Source organism: Sebaldella sp. S0638, assembly GCF_024158605.1.
Taxonomy (GTDB): domain Bacteria; phylum Fusobacteriota; class Fusobacteriia; order Fusobacteriales; family Leptotrichiaceae; genus Sebaldella.
Window position 1 is genome coordinate 102,845 of sequence record NZ_JAMZGM010000002.1, and the last position, 20,211, is coordinate 123,055.

Consider the following 20,211-nt stretch of genomic DNA (forward strand, 5'->3'; position numbering starts at 1 on the left):
AATATTAATAAACTGCCATACTCCCGATTACCAGCGTTTCTTCCACGCCCAACACCCCAAAATGATACTCATAAAAATATTTCGGCCTAAGTCCGAGGGGTATGAACAATTCGTTAATAATTCCGGTTACTTTTCTTGTTTTCATATCTTTTTTATGCCCCAGATAAATAACTATATTTTTATCTGAATATTTATTATCATACACAATTGATTCAGGAAAAAATTTCTTTATGATTTTTTTCAGGCATCTAATCTGGTTTCTTCCTTCGTTAAATTCCAAAAATACCTCTGCTATACTGAGTTTTTCTTTCATATTCAAAAATGAAAAGTTATTTTTCACCTTTTCTCCGACAACTCCATCTTCTATATTTCTCACTATTTCCTTACAATAAAAATCTTTCTTGGTCTGTCCCTCATATAGATCAAAATTCCCTAATAAATGCAAAGTGATATTCAACAGGCTTTCTTTAAGATTTTTATCCTCTGCTGCTGTATCCGGATTTAGCAAATAACTGTAAATATCATCAAATCTGAAAAAAGGATTTGTTTCTATCTGGTATTCCCTGCTGTTTTTTTCAGATATAATGTCATTTATATTTTCCGGATTCAGTTCGAAATAAGGCGATATCATACGACTTTTTACGAATTTTATTTTCTCATTTTCAATGCCGTTATCATTTACCAGTAAAGACCAGATATACTGAAAACTCTCATTATTAGATTTCCCTTCCATATTCCACCCCTATACAGTTATATTCATGAAATTTCAGCTGAAGTTCTGACATTATAAAGCTCAAAAGATCTTCTGTGAGATAATCCCGTTCTTTTATTTCAAAATATATATAAAGATTTTCCTTTCTTCCTTTCAGCTTGAACTCATCTGTTAAAAAACTGTTCATATCGTAACATTCCAGTGTGTTTTCAAGTTCTTTATCAGTCATATAATAATCTTTGAATATAATTTTATTTTCCAATGCTTTAAAACTTATTATTATCCTCTTTACTTCAGCTTCGCTTCTCATTTTCACATCTGACTCTGCTCTTATTGAATTCAGAAAATTATAGTCTTTTTCATTATCTAAAAGAGGAAATTCCGCATTTTCAAACCTTTTTTTATTTACATTCTTTTTTATTATCCATGTTTTCCAAATACTGTTCTCTTTATTATCAGTTATTACATACAGCGTTTCCTGTTCTTTATAACTTAAAAATATGTGATCTTTCGGGTAAATGTACACATCTTTTTCATTATTCAGCTTTATCATATGCTCATAATGAATTCTGTCTTCTGTGGGTCTCACAAGGTGTGTTCCTATTATGTCTCTTTCTTCTATATTCCATACAAGTATCTGATCATCATATACACTGCTGTCCAGTTCCTCAAAGTCCACATATACCTTAAAATCCTCAATTTTTGAAATTTCAGCTTCCATATCAGGATTCTCATCTGTCTGAACCACTTTATACATTTTCATTGCATAAGCTGTATTAAATGTTCTCCAATTTATCCCGTTTACATCGAATACTTCGTGAAGTTCATGCATCTTCTTCAAAAATCTTTCATCAGGAACCAGTTTCACATTTATATCATAATATTTTTTATTTCCTACAATGTTCGCCTCGAATATTCTGCCTTCCAGTTCCTTTAATTCCGAATATGATTTTTTTATAAACACTGTTTTTAATATTCTCTCTTTATCCGTCAGCGGTTCCAGCCTGTTATCAGTTAAAGCTGCTTTGTTCAGTACAGGATACAGAAAATCTTCATACAGATAGTAATTTTTTTCCGGTATCAAAGCGCTGTATATAGTTGTTTCCTTCTCTTTTACCTCTACTGAATTAAAAATTCTTCTCTCAAACTCTTTTTTTCTGTCTTCCAGTTCATCGACAACCATCTGAAAAGTAATCAGTGAAGTCTTTCTATACGTTTCTCTTTCTTCTGCATTCATATTTTTCAGTTCATTATCTATAAGGTTTTGCAAATATCTCAATTTCCGCCTCCTTTTCTGCTTTCTCATAACAAATTACCTTTTTAAAAGTTTTGAAATGATTTTGAGCATGTTTCATAAGTTAATTAAACTAATGACTTTTTTAATCTGTTCTTTTGACCTCATATTCTTCATTTTCAAGATTTGGTTTTAACCCGCAGTATTTTCTGAGCCTGACAATGTTATTGTAAAACTTTACTTTTTCATCATATTTGTCTGTAAAATACTCCCAATACTCTCTGTTGTTGGTATTTCTCGGCACAAAAAAACGTATTACTCTCAAAAGAACTCCCTCCAGCGAATATTTTATTTTGTCTTTATTTAAAACTGCAGATTTATCTGTTTTTACCAATAATTCCAAACTTCTGACTGCTTTGTAAAACTTTTTTTCTTCAATTAATATTTTTGTTTCATTTATTAATTTTAATAATTTTTCTTCTTTTATTTCGACTTCTTTTTTGAGATTCTCAAATTTTTGAAACTCTGTATTATCAAGCTCCGAAGACTTTATCTGTGTTTTTTCTTGTATTCTTTTTTGGGCATGTTCTTCTGTTATTGATTCCAGTGTTGGTTTCTTCTGTAAATTTGAAACATTATTTTCTCTTTCTTGTTTTGAATCATTAATTTTACAGATATTTCCTTCGTTTTCTGTACTTTCTTTGTTTTCTGCTGATTTTTTTGATAATGTATACTCTCCAGAGCTTTGTATAACTGCTTTCTGTTCTTCAATTTTTTCAGTTAAATTTATGTTTTCATACGGAGCTTCGATAACATCAAAGTCATTCAAATCACTATAAAGTTCCTTACTTAATTCTTCGGATTTTTTATGTACATTTTCTGTTTCTGAGTTTGACGTTTCTGAATTCTTTATATCACCTATATTTTCTGTATCTCCTATATTCACTTCTCCATCTTTTAGTTCTCCTAAAGAAACTGTTTCCCCATAAACATGTACTTTATCTAATAAATCAAAAAATTTATTAATTTCAGTATATTTTGTATTTTCATATTCTTCCTGTATTTCCCAAAATTCATCTTTGTACTCTTCTCCATATATTTTTTCTAAAAATGAATTTAATATTCTCCCTTTGAACCTATCTCTAATTACTGATGTAAATACTATTTCACCATATAAATCCGATATTTTTATTCCTAAATCCATTCCTTCAATATTTCTGTTTATTTCATTCAACATTTTTTCTCTATCTTTTTTATTTTGATTCTTCAGATTATTCAAAGTTTCTTTTTGTGTCCTTATGTATTCAATAAATGCTTTTGCTATTTCCAAAACCTCCTTCCCCTAAAAATCTATGTTATTCTTTTTTTCAGATATGTTAATTATTTTTGCTATTTTTCACCTTTAAATATTCACTTTCTGAATTTTAATAAACATTATCCAGCGGAATTTAATGATTTTTTATATCCTCGAGTATCCACTTATCCTGTGCTGTTTTCTTGAAGTATACTTTTTCTTCATACTCTTCTGTTATTTTGGCATTTGCTATGTCAAAATTCATCTTTCCTTCTTCTTTGTATAAAATATGCTTTAATGTGATCAAAAGTCCGTCTTTTATATCTTCTTTATGTGAAATATAAGTTTTAATTACTAAATCTTTTTTCAGTTCTGGAGAAGTTTTGAATAATTCCCCAAAATCCTCCATGTCCTGCTGGACATAATATTTTTCATAAGATGAATCAGCATCCCATGCATAAATATCATATAAATAGCCTAAAACAGCCTCGTCACTTTTAGAAAGCAGATATTTAGGTGATTTGTCCTCTTTTTTTAAGACATATTTTCCTTTTTCAAAAGTATAATATTTTATTATTTTTTCTGAAACAAGAAATTTTTCAGGTGTATGTTCAGTATCAACTATATCTTGGATATAATTATTAGTTTCGACTTTCAAATCATAGTTATCTTTCCCTTTTTCTTTATTAAATTCATAATTATCCACTCCAACTTTACATAAGAAAGAACAGTAACTATGCTCTGCCACAGAAAAAAGCCGGATCATCTTATTTTTTTCAGGAGTGAATTCAAATACTGTAGAATTAGTATGCTCACTATCTTTTGAGAATGTTACGGTTATCTCCATGCCGTCAGTTCCATCACCCACAGAAATAAACTTCATATTCTCGTCACCTGTAAAAATGTCTATTCCTAAGCTAAAACCTTCAATTTCTCCCTTATTTTTCAAAATGATATTTTTATCTTTTAGTATTTCAAAAACAGCATAATCAAATTCTCCTATATTACCATTATAGTCAAGGACTTCTCCGTTTTCATCTGCTTCTTTGGATTCCAAAAAGACAAATATTTTGTTTCCGATTACTTTATACCCTGCTATTTGTGTTCTTTGATAGCTTTTACCTTTACTCTTTCGCAGGACAAATTTTTTTGAGTCAATATCTGTATAAATCTTTTCATTTTTATATATTTTATTTAATATAGTTTGATCATTGAATGTAAATGATGAAAATGCGTTTATAAAAAACAGAATACATAAAATGCAAATAACCTTTTTCATGATGACCTCCCTGTTTTATTAATATCTGATATTTATGATTTTCACTTTTTTTAAATTATTCAATGGTATTTCATGGATTTCGCGTCTAAATACATATTCTTTTTATAAAATCTACTTTACCTGTTTTTCAAAAAATATATATAACCTTTTTCATATTCTTCTATCATATCTGCCTCCTTTTTTTCATCTGTAGTCAGACTTTTTTCTTTCCAAAGAGTTCTCAATTTTTCATGAACTCCATTAAATACTTCTATTTTATACAATTTTTCTGTAGATAAATACACACGATGTACCTGTAGTTTAGGAGTAATTCTTAAAATTTTTGCTATTAAATTGCCATTTTTATCGTATTCTTTTATAATTCCTTTTGGTTTTAATGGTGTTCTTTCATCAAGTATTTCACTATTCACAGGATCTGTTCTTACATTTTCATATTCTTCAACAACCATAAAAGTACCAAGATATTTATAGTTTTCTATTCTTTCAAATGAGTATACTGTGGTTTTATTCTCAAAACTATGATACCTCACAGATTCTATATCATAAGTCTTAAGAATTCGTGTCAAAATTTCTCCTTTATCTGTAGTAAGTTCAAAATCAGCAACGATATACCTCCCATCTTTTGATCTTCCATAACTTTTCCTCACAAAAAATGGAAGAATTCCATCAGCAACATCGAGTCTTTCAAATCTATCCTTTGATATTTCTGGTGAATAATACAGCATTGTAAAAACATTAGAATCAACATCTTCCCAGCCACAATAATAAAACTCTATTTTTCCATTATTCCAGTCAATTTTATCATTATCCAAAATCTGACTTTCTATTCTTTTTATATATATTTTTTTATCTTTTTCAATATCTTTTGAAAAAGACAAATATGCAAAAAATATTATTAATAAAATTATTATTTTTTTATTTTCTTTTATTATAATCACCACCCATATTAGTTTTTAAGTTACTACTTATGCTATACTTCATTATCATATCTTATTATTCCATTTACTATTCCTTCAATATATTCAGGAATTTTTTAAAAAAAAGTCTCTGTGTCACTCCATGTTGAAATAAAAAAGGGTTCTAACATTATTGCTGGAACACTAGGTATTTCTTGCATTAAGACACCACCACGTCCTCCTTTACAATCTTTTAATCCACGATCTCTTAACCTCAATTTTTTTACAATTTCTTTCTGCATACATTCTGCTAATTTTTTTGTCTGTTCTCTTCCGCTGTGATAAAGCATCTCAGTTCCTTTACCCTCTGTTTCAGCATCATTAAAATGAAATTCTAATACTATAACCTTTTTATATGTTTTTTTCAATTCTACAGCTATTTTATTTAATGTTTGAGCATGATTAGTTATTCCATTTGTTCTATACGCCAATATGTCACCATTTATATTGTATTTTTTCATAGCTGGTATCAGATAATTTTTAAGTAATATATCATTAGTTTGAAATTCCACAATTTTAGTATTCTCTATGTATTTTATTGATGACGGCGGAGAATAGCTAATATCAAAAAAACCATTTGTTATTTCAGTGTTTTTATCCCACTTTGAAACACTCCCCGGATCATAAGTAGTTTTATTCCTCATCCCATGCCCAACTGATAATATAACAAATATATCCCTTCCTTTGTTACTATTTGGACATCTATCATCTTCCAAACAAGTTCCTTTTTCATTTTCTTTTGGCTTCTCCCCCTCCCCTTTCTTCACCTGCACATCACCACTCTCAGGCTTACTCCCAAGATCAGGCATACTCAACCCATTCCCCGGGCTATCCCCACCAGTATTCACAGTAGTTCCATTAATAATATCCAGCAATTTGTCTCCTACTATCATACCTTGATGTGATCCTAAACCAACCGGCTTTCCATTTCTGTTTCCAATCGTCCCTTGATGATTGGAATTCCCTTGCCTATCTGAAACACCTGTCATATGGTCATTCCCCGGATTAATAACACCACTATGACCATTATTAGAGCTAAGCCCGCCAGCTGTATGACCAACGCGAGAATTATTATTCCCAGAGTTCCCGCTGCCCAAAGCAGCTTCTCCACTTACCGCCTCTTGCCCAGAAACAGAGGTTCCCCCATGATTCGCATTCCTTTCCACTTCCCCGAAAGGACACCCTGTAACAGATTTCATTTTCTCTCTAATCTTCGCCAATATTGAATTCCCAGTTGGTACTTCTTCTATGAGTTGATATAACTCATACCCAATCCTGTCCAATGTCTGAACATCCACTTTTGTCTTTATTTCCTGACTCTTTTTAATTTGCCTTTCCTGTATCTTATCATATGTCTCATAATTTGATACGCCCCCAATATTTGGATATGTATTTCTCTTTCTTTTCTCCTCTGCCTCTTTCTGATTTATTTCTTTCTCTATTTCTCTTAATGTTTTCTCATCTGTCTTTTCTCCCATTGCCGCTTTCAAATACCCATAAACAATACTTCCAAACCTGCCGGTATCATAAAATTTCCTTTTATCAAAATCACAGGCCGTATCTCCATACTTCTGATAAACTCCCTTAACATCTTTTTTAGGTACCGACATATTTTTAGCTTTACTATTCGCACTTTCCGCTGCAGCGTTAATTTTCCCCATTAGCAACAAACGCCTGTCTCTTGCAGAATTCCTCGAAGCAATTCTCTCTTTATCTCTGATTCTCGCTTCAAAATCATCATATCTTCTCTTAGCTTCCTTTATAGTTGCCTTTTTCAAAGTTTCGCCAAAATAATCTCCGGGTCTGATCCGCTCTTTCTCCGCTTCCTTCCATATGCCATAAAGCCTTTTTCTCTCTGCTATTATAGCGTCATTGTCTTTCTTATACTTCCTATAATTCTGGCATTCCTTTTTCAAAGATGTCTGCATAAAATTCTTATTTATTGCAACACATATCTCCAAAAGCGACCTGTAACCACAGTCCACTTCCCTTTTACTAGGCTTGGTATTCAGAGTATTTGTTTTAGCAGTCCCCACTGAAGCCGAAGAACTACCGCCTTTACCTGAGTTCTGACCCTTACTCTGATTCTCGTTTTTTCCTGCCGCAGAAGGCTTTACAGGAGCAGGCTGTGACTCTCCCTGTTTTTGTCCCGGATTGTCTATGCTGATAATCCCGCCATACTTGCATTTTATTGTAGATATATCCAAAAGAGCAGGTACCCCGCCGACCTCGGCATCAGTATTTTTTTCCCACATATCCAAAAGTTCCGGCTTACACGCTGAAGCTGATTTGCAGCTCCTAAACGGCAGTATATTTTTATCTTTGATATTTGCCTGTTTACCGCCGCGCAGAATCACACTGTCTCTGCTTACATTTATTCTGCTTATGCCCTCACCTAATGTACATTTCAAAATACAGTTTTCATTCACATAAAACTCATCTGCAGGTGTAATAATATTTTTCAAATCATAAAATTCCCTGTAAAAAGAGTACAAATTCATGGAATCTTTTCCTGCGGCATAATCTCTTAACTCTTTCACATCAGGAAAATGCCCCGTAATTATTCCCCTGTCTCTGCCTGCTGTTTTCCCGTCAGTATAATCACCATAATTATCAATTATCAGATTATGTATTTTTCTTATATGCTTTATTTTATTTCTCTCTTTGGAATTTATCCATATATCAAGCATTGTGGTAATTCGCATATCTTTCCCAAGCTTCTCAAGCTTGTCATACATTCCCTTTCTATCGGGATGAGGCAATTCAATTCTTCCAAAATTTTCATCATACCATAAAAAATAATTCCTCAATATATTGCTGTCACGATATTTATGCCCGTCAAAATATTTCTCTTCTTTTTCTCCTTTAAATCCCGTTTCCACCTTTATAAATTCCATTAAAAGATTATCCAGAAATCTTCTTGCCAAGGGATATTTTCTTACACTGTTTTCATCCACAGAAAAACTTTTTCTATGTTCTCCTGCCATTTCAAGTCCTCTCAGCAGATTTTCACTTCTCATTTTGTGAAAATACTCTTTTTCCTTTTTGGGAACCCGCAGAAGAATTTCATCTATATCCTTTACTCTCTCCATATATTTGTCATATTTCTCAGGAAGATTATATTTTATAACCGGTTCTTCTTTTTTCTTACCTGGGTCTTTAATTAGCTGTGCTATCTGAGCAATTTGAAATTCTCCGGTTTTCTTGTTTTCAGTATAATGAACATCGGGAAATTTCACATATTTTGCAGCAAATTTACTAAATACATATTCAAGTGTTTCAAGCTGTCCCATTTTCGGAATAGGATAATAATACATGTAGTATGCCACATCCTGTATTCTCAGCAGCTCACTTTTTTCATTACGTCCCCTCAGCACATCAAAACCGTACTGCCTCACTATATTACCCGGCTTGTTACCGGCTTTTGTAGCTTTATCATATAGAGCGAGCATTATATTTATCTCTTCCTTATTTTCCTCAAGTATGGTTTTCCCGGTTTTACTCTCTACATATTTAATATAGTCACCATTATATAAATCAGGATTTATAAATTTTTCCTCAAGCCTCTTTATTACAGCTTCCTCTGCTTCCACATAACCTGCAGCAGGAGGCTGTTTTCTCATTGTTTTATCTTCTTTATAAAATTCCGTATCCCATACTTCCTCGTATTTCTGCCCTTTAAATTCATATATACCTTTTTCTTCTTTCTCCGGCACTTCCTGTGATACTGCAGCAGTACTTGTTTTATTACTTCCTTTATTCATCTCTTCTTTCAAAATGATCTCGTCTTTGAATGAATCATTTTTTACTACTGCTATATTATCCAGCCGGCAATTATCCTTATGACCGCAGATCATTGATAAATCATGACCCTTTAATTCTTCCATATAAACTAAAACCATGGTTCCGTTGCCATCTGTAGGTATTTTTCTCCCTCCTGACGATAAAAAAATCCCCATTCCACCCTGACCGGTCAAATGACTTCCAGCAAGAAGTCCGGATATTGTTATAAAAAATTTTTTCCCTTTTGGGTTTCCTAACTTTTTATTTTTCCCGTTTTTAAGTACCCTTAAAAGAGCTTCTCCGCCTTTAGAATTCCCTCTGGTATCTGTATATACCGCATGCGGATGTACTGTTATCTCCTTACATACATAATCCATGATGCCCTTTTTAGTATGCTTTTTTAGATATGCATCCAGATAATCCCACCTTTTTACCATGGATTTCATTATCAAATCATCTTGTGCTGCCGGATTTCCCAAAAAATTCTTTCTGCTCTGTATCCCCCATTTTTCTCTGGCTTCTCCAATATAACCCATACTGGAACTGTACCAGTTCAAATCTTTCATAATATCTCTTCCGACCTGATACTTTCCCATATATCCATATGAATTAAGCAGATTATAATTATTCGTACTCTCATGCTGACCCAGTTTGTCAAAAAATTCTATTGCATCTTCATTAAGTTTTTTACCTTTATACTCAGTGTATACCATATAACCCCTTTCAATATAGTTTACTTTATTTATAAGACAAAAAATGATGCTTTTGGTATAATTTTCCAACCATATATATTTACCTAATCTTAGCATATCAATAATCATTTTTCAATATTTTTTAATAACTAAATTATATTTTATTAATAAATAAAAATAAGAACATTCATTCTATTTTTATTTTAATGGTATAAATATATAAAAATTACTAACAAATCAGACAAGAGGACAGAGTGTATTTCTTACTGTAAGATGATTAAAAAAAATAAATACAAACATTAAAAAAATTATTTTATAAAATAAATCAAATAAAAATTTTTTTGCATTTTTATTCCTAAAGTTAGTGCAAAAATAGATTTTATCATTTCTTTACTTTGAGAAATTTTAAGGTAATATATTATTGTTCAGAACAAATACATAATTTCATTTCTACACAAATAAAAATATTAATAAAACAAATATTAAAATTTCAAAAAAACATATCCGGAAGCATACACATATACAAATAAAATCTTCACAGCAAAATTATTTATATTAACAGGGCCCTTTATATAAAAAAACTATTTTAGGAGGAATGATAATGTTAGTTAACATGAAAGAAATTCTGGAAACAGCAGAGAAAAACCAATATGCCATAGGATGTATAAACACACCTAATGTAGAGACTATAAGAGCTGTCATAGGTGCAGCTGAAGAGCTTAATACTCCCATTATTATCGATCATGCACAGGTGCATGACCCGCTTATACCTATTGAAAGAATAGGACCTGAAATGATTGCATATGCGAAAAAAGCTAAAGTTCCTGTATGTGTTCATCTTGACCATGGAAGTGATTATAACTTTGTTATGAGAGCAATAAGAGCGGGATTCCCTTCTATTATGTATGACTGCAGCGAACTCCCGTATGAAGAAAACCTGAAAAACGTAAAAGAATTTACCAAAATTGCCCATAATCTCGGTATTACCGTCGAAGCCGAAGTTGGTATCATGGCATCTTCAGAGGAAGATTCACACGGCGGAAAAGCTCTTACGAACGAAGAAATCAGAAAATATTTTACAGATCCTAAGCAGGCTGCGGAATTCGCAGAAAAGACAGGATGTGATGCTCTGGCGGTTTGCTTTGGTACTATGCACGGGATTTATGCCGAGCCTCCTAAATTAGATATCACAAGAGTAACAGAAATACGTACTGCCCTGCCGGAAAGCTGCAGAGTGGTAATGCACGGCGCTTCAGGGGTAGAGTTTACCGAAGTGCAGAAAGCCATTGATGCGGGATGCTCTAAGATAAACTATTATTCATATATGGCTAAAGCCACTACAAAGTTTGTAATGGAAAAAACTGCAGAAATAAACGGCAAAATACCGTATCATGAGCTGCAGGAAGCTGCGTTCGAATTTATGAAAGATTATGCCAAAAATGTCATAAGAGCTTTCAAAAACGGTAAATAACTTACTTTTAAAGGAGATGTACATTTGTGAAAGAAATTAATTTATCAGATGTGATTCCGAACAATCTGGTTATTCTAAATCATGAACCATTTCAAAGCAAAGAAAAAATGTTTGATATACTATCCGAAAAATTTGAAAAATCCGGAATTGTTTCTGATGCCTGTGCATTTAAGCATTCGCTGGAACATCGTGAAACCCTGGGTTCTACATACATGGGGAATCTTATAGCACTTCCCCACGGCAGATGTAAAGAAGTTCTGAAACCGGGAATGGCTTTTTGCAGATGTTCTGATATTTTTCCTTATGAGTCATATAATGAAAAAGGCGACGTCAGATATATATTTATGCTTGCCATATCGGAAAATGACACTTCCAATAATTATCTCCGTATGCTGGCTAAGCTTGCCGGTCTTCTGGCAAAAGACGAGTTCGTAAATTCACTGGACTCTGTTAATGATCATCATGAACTTATGAATTTAATAGAAAATACAAGTACTGATGATTAAATTCTCTGAAATCTAAAAACTTTTATTATACATATTCTGTTTATTTTGACAGATTATGTCACAGGGAGGTATATTATGAAAATTATTGCTGTTACATCTTGTGCCACAGGTATAGCACATTCTTACATGTCTGCCGAAGCAATAAAAAAAGCTGCTAAAGCAAAAGGTTACAGCTGTAAAGTGGAAATTCAGGGAGCTTTGGGAATAGAAAACCAGCTCTCGAAAAAAGATATTGATTCCGCAGACCTTGTTATCCTTGCAAATGATGTAGGTTTGACAAAAGCTGAACGTTTTGAGAATGTTCCAAAGGAAAAAATCAGAAAATTTTCTCCTCATGAAATTATAAAAAAACCTGATATTATTTTTGAATAATAAAATATTTAATAAAAAACTTTGCCTAAAATTGTCTGCAGTGAGAATTAATAAAATGAATTGTAGTTTTTAAATAAGAAAGAGAGGGTAAATGAATGAAAGATAATGTTAAAGAAGTTTTTCATGAATTAAAACAATCCATGCTTACAGGTGTATCATATATGCTTCCGTTTGTAGTGGCAGGAGGTATTCTTATTGCAGTTGCCTTTGCACTGGGGGGAATATATGTTTATGACAGCAAAGGATTTGTAACTGATATGTTTTTCTGGGGGAAAAAGGCATTTGCCATGATGGTTCCCATACTTGCTGCTTATATTGCTTATTCCATTGCTGACAAACCGGCACTTCTTGCAGGGCTTTTCGGGGGAATGCTTGCAGATGACATAGGTGCAGGATTTTTCGGTGGTCTTATAGCCGGTATATGTGCCGGATATCTTGTTAAGGCACTTAAAAAAATTCCTATTCCCATGGTACTAAGATCACTGCTTCCTACTTTGATTATACCTGTTCTGAGTGTTCTTGCCATTGGTATACTTATGCAGTACATTTTGGGTCAGCCCTGTGCATGGCTTAATAAAACCATGGTTACCACTCTTGGCAGTATGAGCGGGAGCAGTCTTATTATCCTTGGAATAATTCAGGGCTGTATGCTCGCCTTTGATCTTGGCGGCCCTATTAATAAAGCCGCTTATGCCTTTGCCATAGCTGCCTTTGAAGCGGGCAACTATGCACCAATGGCTGCTAACTTTATAGCATCAATGATTCCGCCTTTTGCAGTGGGCATCGCTATGCTTATTGCCAAAAAGCGTTTTACCGCAGCTGAAAGAGGTACTACTTCAGGATGTATCATTGGCGGTTTTGCCATGATAAGTGAGTTTGCCATACCATTTGCCGCAGGAAGTCCGCTTTTATACATACCATGCTTTATGGCCGGAGGAGCTGTTGGTGCCACGCTTTCACATCTGTTCGGACTTACTCTGAAAGCACCTCACGGAGGTATGTTTGTCATATTTTTATGTAACAATATTCCGTTATTCCTGCTTTCTCTTGCAGCAGGTACAGCTGTAAGCACAGTTTTAATTCTTTTGTTTAAAAAAGTCCCTGCTGAAGAGTTTGAAGTAGAATAACTAAATATAACAATAGTTACAGACAGCCTTCTATAGCCTGTAAAAACCAGTGTAATTCCTAATTACAGACTATACCGGACTTTCCGTAATTTAGGATAAATTCTTTTGAGAGAGGTTATTATGAGATATAAAGGTGTAATATTTGATCTTGACGGCACAATTCTTAATACTATTTATGATTTGGGAAACAGTGTGAATAAGACGCTTGAAAAGTACGGCCAGCCGCTTCATTCCTATGAAGACTATAAAAAGAAAATAGGATGTGGATTTAAGGATTTAATAAAAAGAAGCTTTCCCGACATGACAGAAGAAATTGTTCTGGAACAAGCTTTAAAAGACTTTCTTGAAATATATGACAGTTCCTATATGAATGATACCAAACCTTATGACGGTATTTGCGAAGTCCTGGAAACTCTCTTGACGAATGGCATAAAAATGGGAGTTAATTCCAATAAAAGAGATGATTATACCAACAAATTAATTGAAAAATTTTTTTCTGATGTAAATTTTTACGGAGTTTTTGGTGAAAGAACTAATACTCCCAAAAAGCCGGCTCCTGATTCTGCGTTGGAAATAGCAGGACTTATGAATCTGAATCCCGGTGAAATTCTTTATATCGGAGATTCTAAAACTGATATATTAACAGGACATAATGCCGGCATGGCTTCAGCGGGGGTTTTATGGGGATTTAGAAATAAGGAAGAGTTTGAGAAAAATAATGCTGATTATATTATAAGCACTCCTTACGAAATTTTAGAATTATTTGATATTTTATAAAAATCCTTATTTGTAATTATAAAGCGGGTTGTACTAAAAGCAGTACAACCCGTTATTTTATAAAATTAATCCGGTAAATTATGTCAATCTATAAATCAAAATACAAAGCGGAAAATCTAATCATCCCACTCCTCATAAATAGAACTGAAAGGATACTCTTCTTCCATTATATTTTTCAAATATTCATCAAAGCTGTTTGCAATAACTCTGTAACTGTCAGGGTCATGTAAATATCGAATTACCTGCCCTTTCACCCCTTTTTTCCCCGGATCAAAATCTATAAAAAGACACGATGTTCCTCCATTATTTATACAATCTGCAAAATTCAGCCATTTGTTATGAGAAATATTTGTTTTTATTCTTTTGTCAAAATCTTCAGCATTATCTTCAATCCACTCTTCCCCATATATTTCCTCAATACTCTGTTTACTGTATTTCTTTTCTGCTTCTCCTAATATCTGAGCACAGGATTTTAGATAATAAGGATATTCTCCTCCGTCAACATCAGAATTTAACACAGGAATTAAAACATATATTCCGTCTATTTCTTCATGATATGTTCCCCGCTTCATTCTCCATAAATCCAGCAGTGACTCCGGACAATCAGAATAAAGACTTTTCAGGCGGGATATTTCATCTTCCGCAGCAGGCGGTATTATCTCGAATTTTTCTATCTGTTCATCTGTCATAAATTCTACCAGACCATCAAAATATCTGTCAGCCAGATCCATTTTATTCCCACCTCTCATAATTTTTATTATTCAAAAAGCATATTATCAAATAACTCGTCTATCCCGCTGGAATCACAGTTATCCCTGTATATTCCGTTAAGATAAAGATAAGCAGCTGTCCTCTTTATCAAAAGATCAATTGTTTTCTCTCCCTGCTCGGCAGCAGAAATATTTTTTGCTTCATACGCTTTTTTTACATCTTCACCAAGTGTTTGCACCACAAAATTCAGTTCCTCGGCTCTTCCTGTATAGTTCGCAGCCCATAGCTGCCTTTCCTTTTCGGGCATTGCTTTACACCTTTTTATCTCGCCGGCTCCGAGCTTTTTGGCTTCTTCCTTAGCATTATTCATAAATTTTACACTTTCAGTGTCTGCATTAACTGCTAAAAATAAACATAAAAATATCAAAAAAATAATTTTTCTCATCTTTCCTCCCTAATACTTAAAGCATCCGCCCAAGCAGGCTCTTTTTATATACTTTCCCCAAATTCAGCCCCTTGATATTGGTATATCCGATATAACAAGTACATCTGGAATACCTGCATCCATCACTGGCTTTTATATCTGCTATATTCTCTTTAAATATATTTCCCAGATTTTTTCTGTCCTGCCAGCATCTGTGCAATATCCCGTTATACTCCATCCAGAATACACTTTCGCCGGTTCTGCACTCACACCCTTTTGACTTATAATTTTCCAGATTTACTTCAAAAAGATGATCTATATTACATAAAAATTCTATATCTTTTTCAGAATAATAATTTTTTTCATCTTTATAAGCATTAACCCAAAAATATGGTCTTGTATTTTTCAGCAGATTCATTTTTTCTTTTAAGCTGAAAATCATATCAAAATTTTCATGAACTCCCACTGTTCCTACAGAAAATTTTATATTTTCCCTGTCAAGAAATACAAGTTTTTCAAAAAAATCCTCAAGTTTAGTTTCGTCTGGATGATATGTTGTCCATAGTATAACCTTATCTTTATTCACATTTTTCAGCCATTTGAGATTTCCGCCAAGATTAGTCTGAACTACAATTTCTGTAATATTATCAAGCTTTGATAACATTGAAATACCTGACTTATAATGGTCAAAATTCAGAATTTCCCCTCTTGGAGCAAGAAAAATCCTGAATTTATCCGTACTCTTTTTCAAAAAATCAGTAAATTTTCTAAAATATATCTTATCCTTTTCCAGATCATCCTTATTCAGCGTATACTTGGAAAAAGGACAGTAACTGCATTTATAGTTACAGTATCTTAAATAATTTCTGTAATAAAGTGTATACTCCATAATTACTCCATAAATTCTTCCATTTTTCTTTTTATCTCATCTGTTATAAATAATGTTCCTATATAATCAGAGTATTTCAAGCCTTTTTCCGACGGGAAAATTCTATTTTTATCCCTGATCAGATATCCTTCATTTATCAGTCTTTCCAGCTCAGGGAATTCCGTTAAAGGATTACTATGAAATCTTTCCGTATAATCCTCAGTGTCAAAACCTGTTATTTTTAATATAGATTTCAAAATATACTTTATTTTCTGTTCTTCCTCTGATAATTTATACCCATATCCCGCAAAATCAAAATTATCCTCTTTAAGGTAATTATCTATTATAGCGTTTATATTTTTATCCTCTACGGCATATTTACCTGAATAGTGTATATTTCCAATATATGACCTTGCACCGCACCCTATTCCGAGCATTTTATTCTCCTGACAGGAATAATCCGGATACAGCTCCTTTTTCATGCTCTTTGCTATAAAATTTCTCATGGAAGTCTGAATATATCCGTTTTCTGCGAGTATTTTCACAGCATTTTCGTACATCTGCCCCATTAAATCATGATCTGCCTTATAATTCTCATATAATTTTGTCTTTTCCCTCACATATAAAGGATATATAAATATTTCCTCAGGCTTACAGCTTATCACCCTGTAGAGCGATTCTTCCCATGTCTGTGCTGTCTGCCCCAGAAGCCCGTAAATAAGATCAAGATTTCTGATTTCTATGCTGCTTTCTTCTGAAAACAATATTTCCAGAGCATTTTCCACATCGTTCTCCAGTTCATTTCTGTATATTCCTTTCAGCTCGTTATCATAAAAACTCTGGATTCCTATACTTAACCTGTTCAAATGATACTTTTTCAAAAGCAGAAAATACTCTTGAGAAAGCGTCTTCGGTGAAGTTTCCATTGAAAAAAAGACCTGTTCAAAATCTATACCAAGATAATTTTCCAATGACATAAGAAGTTTCTCCATTAGTCCCGTATCCAAAACAGTAGGAGTACCCCCGCCTAAAATAACACTGGAAAATCTTGCCCCGTCCTTGTCTGTCCCCAGTATTCCCGGTTTCCCATAAGCCTTAATTTCCTCAATAAGCTTATCCACATACTGCTCTAACCTGTCAGGGGAAAAACATGTCGTGGACATCAGATTACAGTATCCGCATTTATTAGTACAAAAAGGAATGTGGATATAAAGGGATACATTACTGTTATCCCCATTTCCCCATAACTCTCTGATATTTTCCGGTTTCTCGAATTCCCTGTAAGATTTTTTATGCGGGAATGAGTAAATATAGCTGCTGTAAGGATTTATTTTTGAATCATTAATATTTTTCACTAATCCCACCATAAAAATATACTGTTTGTATCTTCGAGACTCTCCGCAATGGAATTTATCTCTCCTGTTCCCTGATCTACTATATCAGGACAAAACTCGTATATATCCTTTGTAAGTTCCCCCAGATCTTCCGGGAGTTTATTAAATTCCAGAACTACTGTATCTGTTTCGGCATGGCTCACATTTACCCCGTATTTTTCATCATACTCTTTTATTTTATTTATGAGATCTTCAGTTTCAAAGCCGTAATTTATTGCGTCTGACTCTGCCATTCTGAGAACATCGTCCCATGTTGTTTTCTTTGTTATTACTAATTCAGAATATCTCTTTCCCTTTTTTATATCTTCATCATTTATTGGTGCAAGAAAATTCGTAGTTCCTATAAACACTGTATAATCTTTTCCCAAAGCAAACTTTATATCCTCGGAAAAATCATACAGATCCTTATTCTCCACCACAGTGGAATATGTATCAGGAATTCTCTTTTCTTCACGTCCAAAATCCACTGTTATAAAATTTCTCAGTTTTTTCCCGGTTATTTTCTCTACTTCTCTAAGTTTTTCCATCTTTATCCCTCCTGATTAAATTTATAGAAAAAAATGTTTATAAGGTACAGTCCACACTACTTCATGGGCAAGGTTATGCCCTTCGAAGCCATCTTCCCCGTAACATGTCCCATGGTCAGATAAAGCTATACAAAATGTTTTGTTTCTCTCCCTCATATGTTCAAAAAGAGGTTCAAGGCACTTATCTACATACCTCAAAGCAGCAGCCTGACTTTCTGTTCCGTCATATTTTGAGGCAAGAATATTTTTCCCGGGATCGTATTCATTCATCCTCTCCTTATACTCTTCAAGATAATAGTAATTAGGCCCGTGAATAGCTGATATATTCAAAAATAAAAACACCCTCTCATCTTTTCCGAGACTTTTCAAAAGCTTCAAAGCCTGCTTTACCTGATATTCCACAGATTTTGGATTAGTAACACCAAACTTCGGGTTCCAGTAGCTTTCAGTAAACATATTCGGCAATACACTGCATAATTCATTACTTTTATTAAAGAAAATCACACCGCCTATGCAAATAGTCTTATACCCTTCTTTTTCCATTGCTTTCACAATATTCGGCGTATCAAAAAAATATATATTTTCATGATTTTTATACTTTAGCATACTGTTTTTCATGGAAAACAAATATTCTCTTTCATTTAACGGCACATATTCAGAAGGTGTAGGCAGAAAGCCTGCAAAAAAACTGTGATGCGAAGAGTATGTATAATCACCGGGACTGTGTCTTTTTTCCCAGCCGCCGGCAGCACACAGATTAGGAAGGTTTCCTGCGAGATATTCCTGTTCCGCTACGTCATATCTGAGAGTATCCAGAGTAATAAAAAGAATATCATCTTTTCCTACTATTTCATTCATATTTATCTGCATTTATTTCCTCTTTTCCTGAGTATTCAAAAATACAGCGTTTTTATAAATAAAGCTGTATTTCCAATTCGATTAATTAATTTTATTTTCTCAAAGCTCTTTCTTTCAATGCTTCTCTTATTTCCGCGTAATATACATTCTCAGGCGAGTCAATAAGATTATGAAACAAATCTCCAAAAGGATTCACATCAATAATATAAGGCTTAAAATTATTAGAGATCAAAACATCTATTCCGGCATATAAAGATTTATCAAAAATCCTCATTACATCTTCTGAAGCTTCTGTGAGAAGTTTCAAATGTTTTTCTTCCATAAATTCACTGCTTTCTTTCCTCATATTTTTCAAATGAAGATTTGTAATAGGACCGGTACTAAGCCGCGAGAGCATATATTCCGCCTTTTTTCCCGCTGCAAAAACTCTTGTATCAAAGCCGTATTTTTCATATGTAAGCTTTGGAAGCCACTTTTCTATATGGGCTCCATTTTCTATAACCCAGTTTATCATATTTTTTATTACATTTTTTTCAGTGTACATCTTTACTCTGTAGGTACTGAAAAATTCCCTTTTTCCGTTTTCTTCGGAATAATTCAGCGAAGTAAATATCTTTTCCTCATCTAACTTTGGATTGTATGAATAAGCAAGCACCCCTGTACTTCCTGATCCACATCTTAATTTTATAAAATATTTTGCTGTTTTATTTTTAACAGTTTCAAAAAAATCATCATAATTTTGAAAATCCCTTGTTCTTTCAGGAAGTAAAAAGCTGTTTTCCGAGCTGGAAAGATATTCATAAGTCGCTTTTTTATCCATCATAATCAAAAGTTCGTCTATATCACACATGAAATATGTATTTTTATAATCATCAGATATTTCCGATATTTTTCCAAAGACATTTTTCACCCCGTCAAACCATACTCCCGGAGCCTTTATTATCTCGTCATTTTTTATCCCTGTTTTCTTCTCCTCAGCTAAAATAATCTCCGCCCCATTACCATACTCCAGAAATTTTCTGTATATTTCGGTATTTTTCTCAGGAGGTTCTATTTTTACAATATTGCTTTTTTCCAAAAATCCCCTGAGAATTTCAGGTTTATTCAGTAAATCCATCCAGTCTAAAACATTGTAAGAATAATCACCGGCTTTTTCAAGACATCCGGCAAATGTTTTTATTCTTCTTCCGTTATTATCCCCTATTATCAAAAAAACATTTTCCATC

Annotated in this window: 18 protein-coding genes; 5 read left to right on the forward strand and 13 right to left on the reverse strand. The window is 33.2% G+C overall.

Annotation, left to right across the window (positions count from 1 at the left end):
* Positions 1 to 4: 4 nt before the first annotated feature.
* From NK213_RS01440 to NK213_RS01465, 6 genes are all read right to left on the reverse strand, one after another.
* Complete coding sequence (locus tag NK213_RS01440) at positions 5 to 733, reverse strand: hypothetical protein (RefSeq protein WP_253346160.1); 729 nt, start codon at positions 731 to 733, stop codon at positions 5 to 7.
* Entirely contained in the window at positions 717 to 1,991 is a 1,275-nt protein-coding gene (locus NK213_RS01445) for a hypothetical protein (RefSeq protein WP_253346161.1), read from the reverse strand. The genes NK213_RS01440 and NK213_RS01445 overlap by 17 nt, the downstream gene beginning before the upstream one ends.
* A gap of 100 nt (positions 1,992 to 2,091) precedes the next feature.
* On the reverse strand, positions 2,092 to 3,276 hold the full coding sequence (locus NK213_RS01450) for a hypothetical protein (RefSeq protein WP_253346162.1): 1,185 nt from the start codon (positions 3,274 to 3,276) through the stop codon (positions 2,092 to 2,094).
* Positions 3,277 to 3,394: 118 nt separating this feature from the next.
* The gene (locus NK213_RS01455; RefSeq protein WP_253346163.1) at positions 3,395 to 4,519 is read right to left on the reverse strand and encodes a hypothetical protein; all 1,125 of its coding nucleotides are present in this window, start codon (positions 4,517 to 4,519) and stop codon (positions 3,395 to 3,397) included.
* Between the two features lie 116 nt (positions 4,520 to 4,635).
* On the reverse strand, positions 4,636 to 5,457 hold the full coding sequence (locus tag NK213_RS01460; protein ID WP_253346164.1) for a hypothetical protein: 822 nt from the start codon (positions 5,455 to 5,457) through the stop codon (positions 4,636 to 4,638).
* 95 nt (positions 5,458 to 5,552) lie between these two features.
* Positions 5,553 to 9,971 (reverse strand): PAAR-like protein, encoded by a 4,419-nt coding sequence (locus NK213_RS01465; protein WP_253346165.1) that lies wholly within the window; start codon positions 9,969 to 9,971, stop codon positions 5,553 to 5,555.
* Positions 9,972 to 10,551: 580 nt separating this feature from the next.
* Here NK213_RS01465 and NK213_RS01470 point away from each other — a divergent pair.
* The 5 genes from NK213_RS01470 to NK213_RS01490 all read left to right on the forward strand — a co-directional run bounded on the left by NK213_RS01470 (position 10,552) and on the right by NK213_RS01490 (position 14,203).
* Positions 10,552 to 11,421, forward strand: coding sequence for a class II fructose-bisphosphate aldolase (locus NK213_RS01470; RefSeq protein ID WP_253346166.1), 870 nt, complete (start codon positions 10,552 to 10,554; stop codon positions 11,419 to 11,421).
* A gap of 26 nt (positions 11,422 to 11,447) precedes the next feature.
* A complete protein-coding gene (locus NK213_RS01475) occupies positions 11,448 to 11,927 on the forward strand; it encodes a PTS sugar transporter subunit IIA (protein ID WP_253346167.1) in 480 nt (159 codons plus the stop codon).
* 75 nt (positions 11,928 to 12,002) lie between these two features.
* Positions 12,003 to 12,299: a PTS fructose transporter subunit IIB gene (locus NK213_RS01480; protein WP_253346168.1), complete on the forward strand. Its 297-nt coding sequence runs from the start codon at positions 12,003 to 12,005 to the stop codon at positions 12,297 to 12,299.
* Between the two features lie 95 nt (positions 12,300 to 12,394).
* Positions 12,395 to 13,426: a PTS fructose transporter subunit IIC gene (locus NK213_RS01485; RefSeq protein WP_253346169.1), complete on the forward strand. Its 1,032-nt coding sequence runs from the start codon at positions 12,395 to 12,397 to the stop codon at positions 13,424 to 13,426.
* 120 nt (positions 13,427 to 13,546) lie between these two features.
* Positions 13,547 to 14,203, forward strand: a complete 657-nt coding sequence (locus NK213_RS01490; protein WP_253346170.1) for an HAD family hydrolase — start codon at positions 13,547 to 13,549, stop codon at positions 14,201 to 14,203.
* 116 nt (positions 14,204 to 14,319) lie between these two features.
* On the opposite strand, the gene NK213_RS01495 is transcribed toward NK213_RS01490, so the two are convergent.
* The 7 genes from NK213_RS01495 to NK213_RS01525 form a co-directional block, all read right to left on the reverse strand.
* Positions 14,320 to 14,934 (reverse strand): SMI1/KNR4 family protein, encoded by a 615-nt coding sequence (locus tag NK213_RS01495; RefSeq protein ID WP_253346171.1) that lies wholly within the window; start codon positions 14,932 to 14,934, stop codon positions 14,320 to 14,322.
* 26 nt (positions 14,935 to 14,960) lie between these two features.
* Entirely contained in the window at positions 14,961 to 15,359 is a 399-nt protein-coding gene (locus tag NK213_RS01500; RefSeq protein WP_253346172.1) for a hypothetical protein, read from the reverse strand.
* Positions 15,360 to 15,375: 16 nt separating this feature from the next.
* Positions 15,376 to 16,227: an STM4011 family radical SAM protein gene (locus tag NK213_RS01505; RefSeq protein ID WP_253346173.1), complete on the reverse strand. Its 852-nt coding sequence runs from the start codon at positions 16,225 to 16,227 to the stop codon at positions 15,376 to 15,378.
* A 2-nt stretch (positions 16,228 to 16,229) separates the two neighbouring features.
* Positions 16,230 to 17,561: an STM4012 family radical SAM protein gene (locus NK213_RS01510; RefSeq protein ID WP_253346174.1), complete on the reverse strand. Its 1,332-nt coding sequence runs from the start codon at positions 17,559 to 17,561 to the stop codon at positions 16,230 to 16,232.
* Positions 17,561 to 18,127: a DUF4253 domain-containing protein gene (locus NK213_RS01515; RefSeq protein ID WP_253346175.1), complete on the reverse strand. Its 567-nt coding sequence runs from the start codon at positions 18,125 to 18,127 to the stop codon at positions 17,561 to 17,563. Before NK213_RS01515 ends, NK213_RS01510 begins: the two co-directional genes overlap by 1 nt.
* A gap of 21 nt (positions 18,128 to 18,148) precedes the next feature.
* Complete coding sequence (locus NK213_RS01520; RefSeq protein WP_253346176.1) at positions 18,149 to 18,997, reverse strand: STM4013/SEN3800 family hydrolase; 849 nt, start codon at positions 18,995 to 18,997, stop codon at positions 18,149 to 18,151.
* A gap of 79 nt (positions 18,998 to 19,076) precedes the next feature.
* The gene (locus tag NK213_RS01525) at positions 19,077 to 20,210 is read right to left on the reverse strand and encodes an STM4014 family protein (protein ID WP_253346177.1); all 1,134 of its coding nucleotides are present in this window, start codon (positions 20,208 to 20,210) and stop codon (positions 19,077 to 19,079) included.
* Position 20,211 lies beyond the last annotated feature (1 nt).

What these genes read in the sequence shown, in the direction of transcription:
- NK213_RS01440 (WP_253346160.1), bottom strand. Translation starts at nt 733, where the DNA reads ATGGAAGGGAAATCTAATAATGAGAGTTTTCAGTATATCTGGTCTTTA.
- NK213_RS01455 (WP_253346163.1), bottom strand. Translation starts at nt 4,519, where the DNA reads ATGAAAAAGGTTATTTGCATTTTATGTATTCTGTTTTTTATAAACGCA.
- NK213_RS01465 (WP_253346165.1), bottom strand. Translation starts at nt 9,971, where the DNA reads ATGGTATACACTGAGTATAAAGGTAAAAAACTTAATGAAGATGCAATA.
- NK213_RS01470 (WP_253346166.1), top strand. Translation starts at nt 10,552, where the DNA reads ATGTTAGTTAACATGAAAGAAATTCTGGAAACAGCAGAGAAAAACCAA.
- NK213_RS01480 (WP_253346168.1), top strand. Translation starts at nt 12,003, where the DNA reads ATGAAAATTATTGCTGTTACATCTTGTGCCACAGGTATAGCACATTCT.
- NK213_RS01485 (WP_253346169.1), top strand. Translation starts at nt 12,395, where the DNA reads ATGAAAGATAATGTTAAAGAAGTTTTTCATGAATTAAAACAATCCATG.
- NK213_RS01490 (WP_253346170.1), top strand. Translation starts at nt 13,547, where the DNA reads ATGAGATATAAAGGTGTAATATTTGATCTTGACGGCACAATTCTTAAT.
- NK213_RS01495 (WP_253346171.1), bottom strand. Translation starts at nt 14,934, where the DNA reads ATGGATCTGGCTGACAGATATTTTGATGGTCTGGTAGAATTTATGACA.
- NK213_RS01500 (WP_253346172.1), bottom strand. Translation starts at nt 15,359, where the DNA reads ATGAGAAAAATTATTTTTTTGATATTTTTATGTTTATTTTTAGCAGTT.
- NK213_RS01505 (WP_253346173.1), bottom strand. Translation starts at nt 16,227, where the DNA reads ATGGAGTATACACTTTATTACAGAAATTATTTAAGATACTGTAACTAT.
- NK213_RS01515 (WP_253346175.1), bottom strand. Translation starts at nt 18,127, where the DNA reads ATGGAAAAACTTAGAGAAGTAGAGAAAATAACCGGGAAAAAACTGAGA.
- NK213_RS01520 (WP_253346176.1), bottom strand. Translation starts at nt 18,997, where the DNA reads ATGCAGATAAATATGAATGAAATAGTAGGAAAAGATGATATTCTTTTT.
- NK213_RS01525 (WP_253346177.1), bottom strand. Translation starts at nt 20,210, where the DNA reads ATGGAAAATGTTTTTTTGATAATAGGGGATAATAACGGAAGAAGAATA.